The 13,457-nt window shown below is 72.1% G+C and carries 14 protein-coding genes; 6 read left to right on the top strand and 8 right to left on the bottom strand.

Annotated features, from left to right (window positions below; all coding sequences use genetic code 11):
- Positions 1-105: 105 nt before the first annotated feature.
- From ACFQ7Q_RS02125 to ACFQ7Q_RS02110, 4 genes are all read right to left on the bottom strand, one after another.
- Positions 106-765: a DUF5701 family protein gene (locus tag ACFQ7Q_RS02125; RefSeq protein WP_383548556.1), complete on the bottom strand. Its 660-nt coding sequence runs from the start codon at positions 763-765 to the stop codon at positions 106-108.
- 63 nt (positions 766-828) lie between these two features.
- Complete coding sequence (locus ACFQ7Q_RS02120; RefSeq protein ID WP_383548553.1) at positions 829-1,416, bottom strand: DUF2867 domain-containing protein; 588 nt, start codon at positions 1,414-1,416, stop codon at positions 829-831.
- A complete protein-coding gene (locus ACFQ7Q_RS02115) occupies positions 1,355-2,086 on the bottom strand; it encodes a TetR/AcrR family transcriptional regulator (RefSeq protein ID WP_383548550.1) in 732 nt (243 codons plus the stop codon). The genes ACFQ7Q_RS02120 and ACFQ7Q_RS02115 overlap by 62 nt, the downstream gene beginning before the upstream one ends.
- Before the next feature lie 9 nt (positions 2,087-2,095).
- Positions 2,096-4,849 carry an FAD-binding and (Fe-S)-binding domain-containing protein gene (locus ACFQ7Q_RS02110; RefSeq protein WP_383548547.1) on the bottom strand — a complete coding sequence of 918 codons (2,754 nt, stop codon included), beginning with the start codon at positions 4,847-4,849 and terminating at the stop codon, positions 2,096-2,098.
- A 51-nt stretch (positions 4,850-4,900) separates the two neighbouring features.
- On the opposite strand from ACFQ7Q_RS02110, the gene serC reads away from it, so the two are divergent.
- On the top strand, positions 4,901-6,019 hold the full coding sequence (serC, locus tag ACFQ7Q_RS02105) for a phosphoserine transaminase (protein WP_383548544.1): 1,119 nt from the start codon (positions 4,901-4,903) through the stop codon (positions 6,017-6,019).
- Positions 6,020-6,102: 83 nt separating this feature from the next.
- Here the strand turns inward: serC and ACFQ7Q_RS02100 are convergent, their stop codons facing one another.
- On the bottom strand, positions 6,103-6,942 hold the full coding sequence (locus tag ACFQ7Q_RS02100; protein ID WP_383548541.1) for an ABC transporter permease: 840 nt from the start codon (positions 6,940-6,942) through the stop codon (positions 6,103-6,105).
- Complete coding sequence (locus tag ACFQ7Q_RS02095) at positions 6,939-7,970, bottom strand: ATP-binding cassette domain-containing protein (RefSeq protein WP_383548538.1); 1,032 nt, start codon at positions 7,968-7,970, stop codon at positions 6,939-6,941. Before ACFQ7Q_RS02095 ends, ACFQ7Q_RS02100 begins: the two co-directional genes overlap by 4 nt.
- A gap of 77 nt (positions 7,971-8,047) precedes the next feature.
- On the opposite strand from ACFQ7Q_RS02095, the gene ACFQ7Q_RS02090 reads away from it, so the two are divergent.
- Positions 8,048-8,803 carry a TetR/AcrR family transcriptional regulator gene (locus tag ACFQ7Q_RS02090; protein ID WP_383548535.1) on the top strand — a complete coding sequence of 252 codons (756 nt, stop codon included), beginning with the start codon at positions 8,048-8,050 and terminating at the stop codon, positions 8,801-8,803.
- Here the strand turns inward: ACFQ7Q_RS02090 and ACFQ7Q_RS02085 are convergent.
- Positions 8,769-9,749: a WD40 repeat domain-containing protein gene (locus tag ACFQ7Q_RS02085; protein WP_383548531.1), complete on the bottom strand. Its 981-nt coding sequence runs from the start codon at positions 9,747-9,749 to the stop codon at positions 8,769-8,771. The two genes, ACFQ7Q_RS02090 and ACFQ7Q_RS02085, sit on opposite strands and share 35 nt — an antisense overlap.
- Before the next feature lie 78 nt (positions 9,750-9,827).
- On the opposite strand from ACFQ7Q_RS02085, the gene ACFQ7Q_RS02080 reads away from it, so the two are divergent.
- Positions 9,828-10,511 carry a GDSL-type esterase/lipase family protein gene (locus ACFQ7Q_RS02080; RefSeq protein WP_383548528.1) on the top strand — a complete coding sequence of 228 codons (684 nt, stop codon included), beginning with the start codon at positions 9,828-9,830 and terminating at the stop codon, positions 10,509-10,511.
- 129 nt (positions 10,512-10,640) lie between these two features.
- A complete protein-coding gene (locus ACFQ7Q_RS02075) occupies positions 10,641-11,159 on the top strand; it encodes a hypothetical protein (RefSeq protein ID WP_383548525.1) in 519 nt (172 codons plus the stop codon).
- A 68-nt stretch (positions 11,160-11,227) separates the two neighbouring features.
- Here the strand turns inward: ACFQ7Q_RS02075 and ACFQ7Q_RS02070 are convergent, their stop codons facing one another.
- A complete protein-coding gene (locus tag ACFQ7Q_RS02070; RefSeq protein ID WP_383548716.1) occupies positions 11,228-11,647 on the bottom strand; it encodes a carboxymuconolactone decarboxylase family protein in 420 nt (139 codons plus the stop codon).
- 130 nt (positions 11,648-11,777) lie between these two features.
- Between ACFQ7Q_RS02070 and ACFQ7Q_RS02065 the strand changes: the two genes are divergently transcribed.
- Positions 11,778-12,263, top strand: coding sequence for a MarR family winged helix-turn-helix transcriptional regulator (locus ACFQ7Q_RS02065; RefSeq protein ID WP_383548522.1), 486 nt, complete (start codon positions 11,778-11,780; stop codon positions 12,261-12,263).
- A 66-nt stretch (positions 12,264-12,329) separates the two neighbouring features.
- A complete protein-coding gene (locus tag ACFQ7Q_RS02060; RefSeq protein WP_383548519.1) occupies positions 12,330-13,322 on the top strand; it encodes an aldo/keto reductase in 993 nt (330 codons plus the stop codon).
- The last annotated feature ends 135 nt before the right edge of the window (positions 13,323-13,457 follow it).

Below are 13,457 nucleotides of genomic sequence, written 5' to 3'. Positions count from 1 at the left end.
TTTCCCCACGACTTGAGAATCAGCATAGGGCTGGACCCGGCTGTGCAGGCCGACGGAGACAGCCCCTTGCGGGGCCGGCGGGGCAGTCGCCCTCGCTTCACTCCCCTAGGACGCGCGGCCCGTGGTGGAGGCGAAGCCCAGCCAGGTGTGGCGGTTGCCCCACCAGCACCATCCGACCTTCGGGGCGTCGCGCCGCTCGCGGCCGTCCCGGCCGGTGCCGTTGCTGATCCAGATCGCGGGGGTACGGGCGTCCAGGGTGCCGTTCGCCTTCCGCAGCCGGGAGCCGATGGTCATGAAGCAGCTGTTGCGCTCCAGGACCTCCGGCTGCTGGAGCACCCAGTGGATGCCCTCGGTGAGCAGCAGCGGGGTGCGGTCCTGCTCGGTGAGGGCGGGCAGGGCCTCCTCCGGGCTCCAGTTGGCCATGTGGTCGCCGCGGTCGAGGCCGGTGACGAGGTAGAGCGGGGTGTCGGGCAGCTCGACGGCGCCGGACGGGGCGAAGTCGTCGACGTCGGGCATGTCGACGACGACGAACCCGGGCTTGCCCTCGCGCCGGAGCAGCGGTGCGAGGGCGGAGGCGGGGGCCCGGCCCGGGTGGACGGCGAGCAGGGCGTCGCCGTCCACGGCGCCGGCACCCTCGGCGAAGGCGCGCAGCTCGTCGGCGGGGATCCCCGCGAGCTCGTGCACCCCGAGCTCGATCAGGCGCTCGGCTTGGGCGTCGAGCGGCGGGAGCGGGGTCACGGTGGGGGGCGACGCGGGTGTGGGCACGGGACTCCTCGGTCGGTCGGTGTCAGCCCGAGGAGAACGAGGCGGTCCGGCGGAACGTTCCCGTCACGCCCCGGTCGCGGAGGCGCGCCACTCGCGCCCGATGTCGCGCATCAGCGGCGGGTAGACGATGAGGTGCCGGAAGGGGGAGATCGCGGCCATGTAGGCCTTGCCAAGAAGGCCGTTGGGCTTCACGAGGACGGCCATCTGACCCCGGTAGCCGCCCGCACCGTCGGGGACCCAGCTCAGGTGCATCACTCCGTGCATGGTCCGGTTGGCCATCTCGGCCGCCCACTCGTCGTCCCTCAGATAGACGGATGTGAAGGGCAGCAGGTCGAACTCGGGTCCGGCCGGGCCGTCGCGGAGGTCCTGCGGCAGCCGGTCGCGCAGGGTCGGCACGCGGGAGCCGATGCCCTTCTCCTTGTCGTCCCAGCCGAGCAGCGCGCCGAGCTTCCAGCGGATCGCGAAGAGCAGCCGGGCGATCCGGGAGGAGTTGTCGTCCGTGTCGCCACCGGCGATGTTCCTCACCAGGCGCGGGAATTCGTCGGGTCCGCCGGGTGTGGGCAGTGCCCAGACGTCGTAGAGGCGGAAGTCAGGCGCTATCTCGTGGATCCGCCAGGGGCGGGACGTGTGCGCGGACTCGGGAAGTTCCATGTTGTGCCTCCTGCGGTTCGTTCCGTACAGAGGAGTGCGTCGTGCGGGGGTCGAGACCGAGGGCGCCCGCGACCGCGGCGACCGCGAGTGACGCGTCGTCGGGCACGCGGCCGGCGAGGGCGATCGAGGTGCCTTCGAGCGCGCCGACGTAGGCGAGCGCGACATCCGCGGCGGGCGGCCCGTCGGGGATCGTCCCCGCCGCGCGCCCGGCCTCGATGTACGCGGTGCAGAGGTCGAGGAGTTGGCGGTAGCCCGTCTCCACCTGGTGTCCGATCGGATGGTCCTGTCCGGAGAACTCCAGGCGCAGCGCGACGGCCACGCGGGCGATGTCGCGCCGGCAGAAGACGGTGTGCGCACGGGCGAGCGTGAGCAGCGCGGCGAGCGGATCCGACTCCCGCTCGACGTGCCGCCCCACTTCCTGGTCCCAGACCTGGAAGATCCACTCGGACACGGCGAGGGCCAGGTCCTGCTTGTCCTTGAACTGGTGGTACAGCGCGCCGCGTGTGTACCCGGCGTCCCTGGCCACCTGCTCCAGCACGAGGTTGCTGTACCCGTGCCGGGACAACCCCCGAGCGGCCGACTCCAAAAGCGCACCACGCGTCCGCTCCCGCCGCTCGGCCTGGGTCGAACGCCGGGGCTTCGGGGAGCCGGCCTGCTCACGTACATTCATGCATGTATGTTACTGCTCCCGCAGCGCCTCCGCCAGGACTTCCGCGATATGGCGGGCCCGGCGGCCCGCCAGATCGTCGAGCTGGGTGCGGCAGGAGAAGCCGTCGGCCAGGAGGACCGCGTTCTCGGCCGCCGCCCGGACCGCCGGGAGGAGCTGGTCCTCGGCACAGGCCACCGAGACCTCGTAGTGGCCCGGTTCGAAGCCGAAGTTGCCCGCCAGGCCGCAGCAGCCGCCGCTCAACTCGCCCACCAGACCCATCCGTTCACGCAGGCGGCGGTCCGCGCCGTCGCCCAGGACCGCATGCTGGTGGCAGTGGGTCTGGCCGGCCACCGGGTGGTCGAGGCGCGGTGGCTCCCACTCGGGCGCGAACTCCTCCAGGGCCTCCGCGAAGGTCCGTACCGACGAGGCCAGCGTCCGGGCGCGCGGGTCGTCCGGGAGGAGTTCCGGCAGGTCGGTCCGCAGGGTCGCCGCGCAGGAGGGTTCGAGGACGACCACGGGATGGCCGAGCTTGGGCTCCATCACGTCGAGGGTCCTGCGCATCGCCTTCCGCGCGCGGTCCAGCTGCCCCGTCGACACATACGTCAGCCCGCAGCAGACCCGCCCCGGCGGCAGCCCCACCCCCAGCCCGGCCGCGTGCAGCACCCGTACCGCCGAGCGGCCCACCTCGGGCGCCAGGTGGTTGGTGAACGTGTCCGGCCACACCAGCACGTCCACGGCCTCCTCCAGCCGCGCCCCGAACCAGGACACGAACGTCAGCGCCGCCACCCTCGGCAGCTTCCGCTCCGGAGTGACGCCCGCGAACCGGGAGGGGAACATCCGCGCGACGTTCAGCGCCGGGCCGAAGAGCCGCAGCCACTCCGGCAGCCTGCCCATCGTCAGATGCGAGCGCGGCCGCCGCCGGTCCGCGTAGTGCCGGTCGAGGAACTCCGCCTTGTACGCGGCCATGTCCACGCCCACCGGGCAGTCGCTCCGGCACCCCTTGCACGACAGGCACAGATCGAGGGCCTCCTTGACCTCCTCCGAGCGCCAGCCGTCCGTGATCACCTCGCCGAGCGCCATCTCGTGCAGCAGCCGCGCCCTGCCCCGCGTCGAATGCCGCTCCTCCCCCGTCGCACGGTACGAAGGACACATCACCCCCGGCCCCGAGGTGGGCCCCTCCACCCGGCACTTGGCCACCCCCACACAGCGCGCCACGTCCCGGGCCACCAGCGGCAGCCCCTGGAAACGCAGGTTCGCGTCCAGCGGTGCCGGCCGGACCAGCATCCCCGGGTTCAGGCCGCCGTCCGGGTCCCACACGTCCTTGACCTCGCCGAACAGCGACACCAGCTCGGAGCCGTACATCTTCGGCAGCAGTTCCGCCCGCGCCTGCCCGTCCCCGTGCTCGCCCGACAGCGAGCCCCCGTGCGCGACCACCAGCTCCGCCACCGCCTCCGAGAACTCACGGAAGCGGCCCACCCCCGCCCCGGTGTAGAGGTCGAAGTCGATACGGACGTGGATGCAGCCGTCCCCGAAGTGACCGTACGGAGTCCCCCGCAGCCCGTACTCCGTCAACAGGGCGCGGAACTCGCGCAGGTACGCGCCCAGCCTCGCCGGCGGCACCGCGCAGTCCTCCCATCCCGGCCACGCCTCCCCGCCTCCCCCGGACTCCGTCCCCGCGGCACCACCGGGCATCCGCGTCGCCGTGCCCGCCGCGTCCTCCCGGATCCGCCACAGCGCCCGCTGCCCCGCCGGGTCCGTCACCACCGACGAGTCCAGCGCGTCCGCCGCCGCGACCAGCTCCCGCGCCGCCGCCTCCCCGTCCATCTCCACGAACAGCCAGGCCCCACCGCGCGGCAGCCCGGAGGCGCCCCGCACCAGATCGGCCGCCATCCCCTCCACCGTCAACGGCTCGTACCGGAGCAGCCCCGCCGCCGCGTCGGCCGCCGCGCTCTCGTCCGCGTACCCGAGGACGACCAGGACCGGCGAGGCGGGCAAGGGCACCAGCCGTACCGTCGCCTCGGTCAGCACGCCCAGCGTGCCCTCGCTCCCGCAGTACGAGCGGGCCACGTCCGCGCCCCGCTCCGGCAGCAGCGCGTCGAGCGCGTAGCCGGAGATCCGGCGCGGCAGCCCGGCCGGGTAGCCCGTCCGCAAGAGGGCGAGCCGCGCGTCCACCAGCTCCCGCAGCCCCGCCGGCGCGCCCTGCCACTCCCGGCCGAGGCGCAGTCGCTCGCCCCCGTAGGTCAGGACGTCGAGCCCCAGTACGTTGTCGGCGGTCGTCCCCCACGCCACCGAGTGCGCCCCGCATGCGTTGTTCCCGATCATGCCGCCGAGGGTGCAGCGGCTGTGCGTCGACGGATCGGGGCCGAAGGTCAGCCCGTACGGGCGAACCGCGTCCCGCAGCCGGTCCAGGACCACCCCCGGCTGGACGACGGCCGTCCGCGCCGCGTGGTCGACGGAGACGACCGCCCGCATATGACGTGTGAAGTCGAGCACGACGCCCGTACCGGTCGCCTGGCCCGCGATCGACGTGCCGCCGCCCCGTGCGACGACCGGCACCCCGCGTTCGCGGCAGACGGAGAGTGCCGCCGCCACGTCCCCGGCGTCCCGGGGGGCGACCACTCCCACAGGCACCCGGCGGTAGTTGGAGGCGTCCATCGTCATCAGGGCCCTGGCCGTGGCGCCGAAATCGACGTCTCCGGCCACGGCCGAGCGGAGGGCGGCCTCCAGCTCGGACAGCTCGTGGTGTTTTCGCACGAGGTCAGGATGTCTCACCTGTCGTCTCATCCGGCGGACATCGTTCCGCCGTGGCCCTTCCGACCGGATACGCTCCGCCTCGTGGCTGAGATCCAGATTCCCGCTGACATCAAGCCCGCCGACGGCCGTTTCGGCGCGGGCCCCTCCAAGGTGCGTACGGAGGCGCTGGACGCCCTGGCCGCCACCGGCACCTCCCTCCTCGGCACGTCCCACCGCCAGGCCCCGGTCAAGAACCTGGTCGGCGAGGTACGTGCCGGAGTGCGTGACCTCTTCTCGCTGCCCGAGGGTTACGAGGTGATCCTGGGCAACGGCGGCTCCACCGCCTTCTGGGACATCGCGACCCACGGGCTCATCGAGTCGAAGTCGCAGCACCTGAACTTCGGCGAGTTCTCCTCCAAGTTCGCGAAGGCCGCGAAGCTGGCCCCCTGGCTGGCCGAGCCGACCGTGATCTCCTCCGACCCGGGCACCCACCCGGAGCCGCAGGCCGAGGCGGGCGTCGACGTCTACGCGTTCACGCACAACGAGACCTCCACCGGTGTCGCGGCGCCGGTCAAGCGCGTCGAGGGCGCCGACGAGGGCGCGCTCGTCCTGGTCGACGCGACCTCCGGCGCGGGCGGCCTGCCGGTCGACATCACCGAGTCGGACGTCTACTACTTCGCCCCGCAGAAGTCCTTCGCCGCCGACGGCGGCCTGTGGCTGGCGGCCTTCTCGCCGGCCGCCCTGGAGCGCGCGGCCCGCATCCACGCGTCCGAGCGCCACATCCCGGAGTTCTTCTCCCTCCCGACGGCGATCGACAACTCGCTGAAGAACCAGACGTACAACACCCCGGCGCTCTCGACCCTCTTCCTGCTCAACGAGCAGCTGAAGTGGATCAACGGCCAGGGCGGTCTGGACTGGGCCGTGGCCCGGACGAAGGAGTCCTCCCAGGCGCTGTACGGCTGGGCCGAGGAGTCCAAGTACGCGACGCCGTTCGTCACCGACCCGGCGAAGCGTTCGCAGGTCATCGGCACGATCGACTTCTCCGAGGACGTCGACGCGGCGGCGGTCGCCAAGGCGCTGCGCGCCAACGGCATCGTGGACACCGAGCCGTACCGCAAGCTGGGCCGCAACCAGCTGCGGATCGCGATGTTCCCGGCGATCGACCCGGCGGACGTGCGGGCCCTGACGGCCTGCATCGACTACGTGATCGAGAAGCTCTGACACCTGCGTGTACGAAGGGCCCGGCATCGAACATGGTCGATGCCGGGCCCTCGTGCGTTCACCGCAGGACGTTCACCGGGCGCTCACCGGCTGAGCCGCTGGAAGCGGCGTACCGCCAGGGGGAGGAAGACCGCCGTCAGGAGCAGCGGCCAGAGGACGGCCATCAGGAGCGCGTGCTGCTCCACCCAGCTCCCGCCGCCCGCGCCCGGGTTGCCGAAGAGCTCGCGGGTGGCCGCGACCGTCGAGGAGATGGGGTTCCAGGCCGCGACGGGGGCCAGCCAGCCCGGCATCAGGGACGGGGCCACGTACACGCTGGAGATCATCGTGATCGGGAAGATCACCGCGTAGAGCGCGCCGGCGGTCTCCGTGTTCGGGACGATCAGCCCGCACCAGACGCCCACCCAGATCAGGCTGAACCGCAGAAGGAGCAGCAGGGCGAAGGCGAGCAGCGTGCCGCCGACGCCGCCGTGCGAGGTCCAGCCGATGGCGAGAGCGGTGGCGGCGAGGATGGCGAGTTCGGCGGAGGCGACCAGCAGGTCGGACAGGCCGCGGCCGGTGGTGACGGCGGAGGGCGCCATCGGCATGGACCGGAACCGGTCCATGACCCCCTTGCCGGAGTCGGAGACGACGGCGGTGGCGGTGTTCATCAGACCGAAGGTCATCGTCATGGTGAACATCCCCGGCATGAGGAAGTCCTTGTAGTCGCCGCCTCCGGGCACCCGCATCGCGCTGCCGAAGACGAAGCCGTAGAGGAGGACGGAGACGATCGGGAAGCCGAGCTGCCAGAGGATGGCGACGGGCTGACGGCGGTAGTTGAGCAGGGTGCGGAGGACGAGGGTGGCGCAGTCGGCCAGCGCCCAGTAGGCGCGGCCGCGGGTGGCGGCCGGGGTCCTGGCCCGGTCCGCCGTGGCGGCGGTCGTCATGCGGCTGCTGCTCCTCGGGTGTCGGGGCGAGGGGCGCCCGTTTCGTCGGTGGTGGCGTCCGTGCTCGGGCGGCCCGTCAGGGCCAGGAAGACGTCGTCCAGGCTGGGGCGGCGCAGGCCGAGGTCCTCGACGGCGATCCGCTCGTCGCGCAGGGTGCGCGCGACCTCGGTGAGGGCGGCGACCCGGTCGGTGACGGGGGCGTAGAGGCGCCGGTCGGCCTCGTCCACGGCGGGCTCGGCGGCGGCGACCCGGGCGAGGACCTTCCGTACGGCCGGCAGGTCGGCCGCCTCCGCGGCGACGACCTCGATCCGGTCGCCGCCGACCCGGTCCTTCAGCCCGTCGGGGGTGTCGTCGGCGATGGCCCGGCCGTGATCCATGACCGTGATCCGGGAGGCGAGCCGGTCGGCCTCGTCGAGGTACTGGGTGGTGAGCAGCACCGTCGTACCGCCCGCCACCAGAGCGCGGACGGCGTCCCAGACCTCGCCCCGGCCGCGCGGGTCGAGGCCGGTGGTCGGCTCGTCGAGGAAGAGGACGTCGGGCGCGAGGATCATCGAGGCGGCCAGGTCGAGGCGGCGGCGCATCCCGCCGCTGTAGGTGCCCGCGTTCCGGTCGGCGGCCTCGGTGAGCTGGAAGCGCTCGAGCAGCTCGCCGGCGCGGGCACGGGCCCGGCGCGCGCCCAGATGGAAGAGACGGCCGAAGATCTCCAGGTTCTGTCGGCCGCTGATGCCCTCGTCCACGGCGGCGTACTGGCCGGCCAGGCCGATGCGGGCGCGGACGGCGCGCGGATCGCGGACCACATCGATCCCGGCGACCTCGGCGCGGCCGCCGTCGCACCTCAGGAGCGTGGCGAGGACGCGTACGGCCGTGGTTTTGCCCGCGCCGTTGGGGCCGAGGAGGCCGTGGACCGTGCCGGGGCGGACGGCGAGGTCGAAGCCGTCGAGAGCGAGGGTGCTCGCGCGCCCCCGACTGCCGCTCCTGCCGCCGTACCGCTTGCGCAGGCCCTCGGCGAGGACCGCGTGTTCGTACATGGGAATCCTCCGCTCAGCGAAACTGAGTACACCGTACCCGAATCAGAGTACGCCGTACTCAGTTTTAAGGTGAGGCCATGAAGGACGCGACGACGAGCAGCCTGGAACTCCTGTGGGGCACGGGCGAACGCCCCAGCCGAGGCCCCAAGCCGGGCCTCACCCTCGACCGGATCGTCACGGCCGCCGTCGGCGTCGCCGACGCCGAGGGGCTCGACGCCGTCTCGATGCGGCGCGTGGCGACGGAGCTCGGCGTCGGGACGATGTCGCTCTACCGGTACGTCCCCGGCAAGACCGAGCTGCTCGACCTGATGCTCGACCGCGTCCAGGGCGAGTCCTTCGAGGGCGAACCGCGGATCCCCACCCACTGGCGCGACACCGTCGAGCAGCTCGCGCGCTCCTACCGCGAGCTGTACCAGGCCCATCCCTGGCTGCTCAGGGTCAACCAGGCCCGCTCGGTCCTCGGCCCGAGCGCGCTGCGCGGGCTCGAACTCTGCCTCTCCGGCCTGAAGGGGCCGCACGGGATGGGTCTGAGCGACCCCGAGACGATCGGCGTGATCGTCTCCGTGCAGAGCTATGTCGCCGGCGTCGCCCGCATGGAGATCCAGGCCGCCGAGGCCGCGAAGGAGACGGGCGTCGGCGACGAGGAGTTCTGGGCGGGCCAACAGCCCTTCCTGGAGCGGGCGATGGCCTCGGGCGACTACCCGCACATGGCGGCCCTCGCCGAGGACACCTTCTCCCGCGACTTCGACCACTTCGCCTTCGGGCTCGAACGCCTCCTCGACGGCTTCGAGGCGCTCGTCAGCGGCGGCGCAGGAGGCGCTTCCCGCCGATGACCAGGGCGGTCGCGGCACCGAGGACGATCACGCCCACGGTGAAGTTCCCGCGGTCCTCGGCGGTGGCCGACGCGTCCGCGCCCGGGGCCTTCGACGGTGCGCCGGGGGCCGGAGTCGAGGGACGCGAGGCCGGGAGCCGGTCCACCCGGACGACCTTGCTGTTCGCACCCTCCGAGCCGAACATCAGCGCCTTGCCGTCCCCGGTGTACGTCACCGACTCCGCCTGCCCCTGGAAGGGCGCCCCCACGCTCGTGCCCTCGTCACCGAGCCGGCCGTCCTTCCACACGTACTCCTTCGCCGTGAAGTAGCCGCGCAGCGTGAGCCGTTCGCCGTCGGGCGAGAAGGCCCCGTCGGTCACCCACGGCACGTCGTCGACGCGCCGGAAGACGTTCGTCCCCCCGGTGGAGAGCCGCTCGGGGCCCGCGTAGAGCCCGCCGCCGTCCTGGTTCTTGCTGGCGATGTAGACCCGGCCGGTCTTCGGATGGACCATCATGGCCTCGGCGTTGCGGGGGCCGTCCGCGTACTTCACGTCGTACTGCTTCGCCGTGACCGTCTGATCCTTCAGCCGCTTCGGCTCGGGGAAGCGGTAGATCCAGACGTGGTCCCAGCTGCCGTCCTTGTTGTCGCCGATGTCGCCGACGTAGATGTCGCCGTCCGGACCGACGGCGATCGCCTCCATGTCGCGGGGCGTGCCGACGCCCTTCATGGTGAGCGTCGCCACCGTCTCGCCGGTACGGGAGTCGATGCCGTAGACCAGGGGTGAGTCCTGGTCGTTGTGCGTCCAGTAGACGCCCGGGTGGGCGTGACTGGCCGCGAGACCGCTGGACTCGGTGATCCGGGAGTCCTTGATCGTGAAGTCCTGATCGGCCTCGGCGGCCACGGCGGGGCCGGCCGCCGAGAGCAGGACCAGGGCGGCGGCACCGGAGACGCGCAGAAGCGATCGCATGGACCAAGCCTGCCACGGTGCCGAGGGGTGGCCGGGATCACGTCGCAGGCGCCTCTCGGCCTCCGCGATGATGTGACCATGCGTTTTATGTTCGTCGGCGACAGCATGACCATCGGACGCGCCGGCGACTACACGTGGCGCTATCGGATGTGGCAGCACCTGGAGACCGTGCTGCCCGGGCGGTACGAGATCGTCGGGCCGCGCACCGAGCTGTACGACACCGGCGCCGACGCGCCCCTCTCGCACGACTACGCCGACCGGGACTTCCCCGCGCCCGCCCGGCGCCATCTGGCCGGCTGGGGCGAGGGCTGGCTGCACATGGCGCCGCTGATCGGCGAGGCGGTCGAGGCGACCGGGGCGGACGTCCTGCTGGTCTCCCTCGGCCTGATCGACCTCGGCTTCTACACCAACAGCGACCAGACGGCGGAGAACACCCGCGCGTTCGTCGCCGCCGCGCGCGCGGCGAACCCGCACGTCAGGACCGTGGTCATGCCCGTCATCCCGAACGTGCGGGCCGAGTACGACGCGCCGTTCGCCGCCGAGTGCGAGCGCTTCAACGAGCTGCTCGCGAAGGCCGTCGCCGATCTGGACACCGCCGCGTCGCCGCTGCTGCTGGCGACGACCCCGGAGTCGTACGACATCCACGCGGACACCTACGACGGCACGCACCCGGGCCCGTCCGGCGAGCACAAACTGGCCGACTCCTTCGCGGCCGCCATGCATCAGGCGTGGGGGCTGGGGTCCCGCTACCAGGCGCGCTGACAGCCTCCCGCGAGCGCTGACAGGCCCTCACGAACCCTGTCAGCGCACGGTCCGCGGGGTGTCAGCGCGGGTCGGCATCGTCTTCCTCGTCAGGAACGACGACACGCCGACAAGGAAGCAGGACCCACCGTGAACGCCGACCTCGCCGCACTCATGCAGCTGCTCATCGCCCTCGCCTTCGTCAGCATCCCGGTCGTCCGTCACCGCTTCGGCCCACTGGCCACGACCGCCGCGAAGGGCGAGCTCACCCGCCAGGGAATCCGGCCCGAGGTCCTGGAGGAGAACAACCTCAAGTTCGACGCCAGCGGCCACGAGACGTGGGCCCCGGTCTCGGTCGGCGCCATCATGGTCGCCCTGGCCGTGCTCAACGTCGCCGGGAGCGACTGGGCCCGGATGCTGACCTGGATCTTCCAGGTGCTGGTCATCGCCGGCAACGCTCTGATCCTCTACAGCAACCTGACGGCCGTCTCCGCCGTGCGCGCCGCCTTCCAGCGCAAGGGCGACCCGGAGCTGGCGCGCGTCGACGTCCCGGCCTTCCTCAAGGCCGCCGAGAACGCCTTCCCGGGCTGGGTGCGGATCCAGCAGAACATCCGGCACGCCATCGTCTTCGGCGGCTCCGCCCTCGCGCTCGTCGCGGTCTCGCTCTGACGCCCCGGCGCCGCCCCTCCCTCCGGCCCTCCCCCTCCCCCACCGACCCGCTCGCGACGGCCTCGCCGTCACACCGAGCGGGTCAGCCGGTTCGCCAGGGTCGACAGCGTGTACGCGCCGATGCCGAGCACCACCTCCAGGGCGTTCTGCCGGGTGTATCCGGCGTCGAGGAACCGCGCCAGCTCCTCGTCGCTCACCGCCCCGGACGAGGCGAGGACCTGATGCGTGAACTGCCGTACGGTCTCCAGCCGTTCAGGTCGCGCGGCCGGGCCCAGCCTCGCCAGCCTGGTCTCGTGGATGCCGACGCACAGATGACACTGGTTGCGTTCGGCGACCGTCAGGATCACGGTCTCGCGGGAGTGCGGGTCGAGCGTCGTGGTCTCGAACAGCGCGCTCATCTTCAGGAAGCCGTCCAGCGCATGCGGGGACTCGGCCATGCGCGCGACGGCCTGCGGGAGGTGGCCCCAGGCCGCGGACACGCTCTCCATGGAGCGACGCGAGGCGACGGGTGCGGTCTCTACGGTGTGGTCGGTGAACAAGGCGACTCCTGGAAGAGAGAGTAGAATCGACAACATGGTTGACCATGGGGACGAGAGAAACGTAAACCAGGTTGTCGATATGGGCAAGGGGGAATCCGTCGCGGGCTTCGAGCTGCCGCTGCTCCTCTTCGCCGGCTTCCGCACCCTCATCGACCGGCTCCACGCCGAACTCGCCCGCCGCGGCCACCCCGACCTGCGCCCCGCCCACGGCTTCGCCATGCAGGCCATCGGCGCCGGCGGCCCCCGCGGCGCCACCGCCAGCGACATCGGGCGCCGCCTCGGCGTCTCCAAGCAGGCAGCGGGCAAGACCGTCGACCGCCTCCTCGCCCTCGGCTACGCCGAGCGCGCCGACGACCCGGCCGACGCCCGCCGCAAACTCGTCCGCCTCACCGCGCACGGCCACGACGCCCTCGCCCGCTCGGCCGCGATCTTCGACGAGCTGCACGCGGAGTGGTGCGCGACCCTCGGCGACGAGCGCGTACGGGACATGGAGAGCGCTCTGCGCCAGGTCGTCCCCCCGGAGACCACCTTCCGCCTCGACGCCGGCAGCTGGCTCGGCGGCTGAACGCCGACGCGCGCCCGCCGAGCGCCTCTTGCTTGAAGCGCGCTCCAAGGCGTTGGCTTGGGGACCATGAAGTACACGCAGCTCGGACGCACCGGACTCAAGGTCAGCCGACTCGTCCTCGGCACGATGAACTTCGGACCTCAGACCGACGAGGCCGACAGTCACACGATCATGGACTCCGCCCTCGATGCGGGTATCAACTACTTCGACACGGCCAATGTGTACGGGTGGGGCGAGAACAAGGGCCGCACCGAGGAGATCGTCGGCAGCTGGTTCGCCCAGGGCGGCGACCGGCGCGAGAAGACGGTCCTCGCCACCAAGGTCTACGGCTCCATGTCACGCGAGGGTGAAACCTGGCCCAACGAGGACCGACTGTCGGCGCTGAACATCCGCCGGGCCGTCGAGGCCTCCCTCAAGAGGCTCGGCACCGACTACATCGACATCTACCAGTTCCACCACATCGACCGGCTCACCCCCTTCGAGGAGATCTGGCAGGCGGTCGACGTCCTGATCCAGCAGGGCAAGATCCTCTACGCCGGCTCCTCCAACTTCCCCGGCTACAAGATCGCCCAGGCCAACGAGGTCGCCACCCGGCGCGGTTCCACGTACGGCCTGGTCAGCGAGCAGTGCCTGTACAACCTCTACGAGCGCCGCGCCGAGATGGAGGTCATCCCTGCGGCCCAGGAGTACGGCCTCGGTGTCATCCCCTGGTCCCCGCTGCACGGCGGGCTGCTCGGCGGTGTCATCCGCAAGGAGGCCACGAGCGGGCGGCGTGCCTCCGGTCGGACCGCCGAGGCGCTGACCGACCCGGTGGTCCGGGCGCGGATCCAGGCGTACGAGGACCTCCTCGACAAGCACGGCCTGGAGCCGGGCGAGACGGCCCTGGCCTGGCTGCTGACCCGCCCCGGCGTCACGGGCCCGATCGTCGGCCCGCGCACGTCCGGGCAACTGAACGGCGCCCTGCGCGCGCTGGAGCTTGAGCTGGGCGAGGAGCTGCTGGCCTCGCTCGACGAGATCTTCCCGGGCCCGGGCCCGTCCCCGGAGGCTTTCGCCTGGTGAGTGCGGAGAACCGCGGGTGAACGGCCGTCGCCCCGACCCCGGGGCGGCGGCCGGCGCCGGCGATACACGCGGCCCTGTCCATCGACGCGATCAAGATGCCCGACACCCCAGCCGGCGCGGCGGCCCGGGCCGTGG

The organism is Streptomyces sp. NPDC056527 (genome assembly GCF_042794475.1).
Lineage (GTDB): Bacteria > Actinomycetota > Actinomycetes > Streptomycetales > Streptomycetaceae > Streptomyces.
This window is presented reverse-complemented; position numbering and strand designations above follow the sequence as displayed.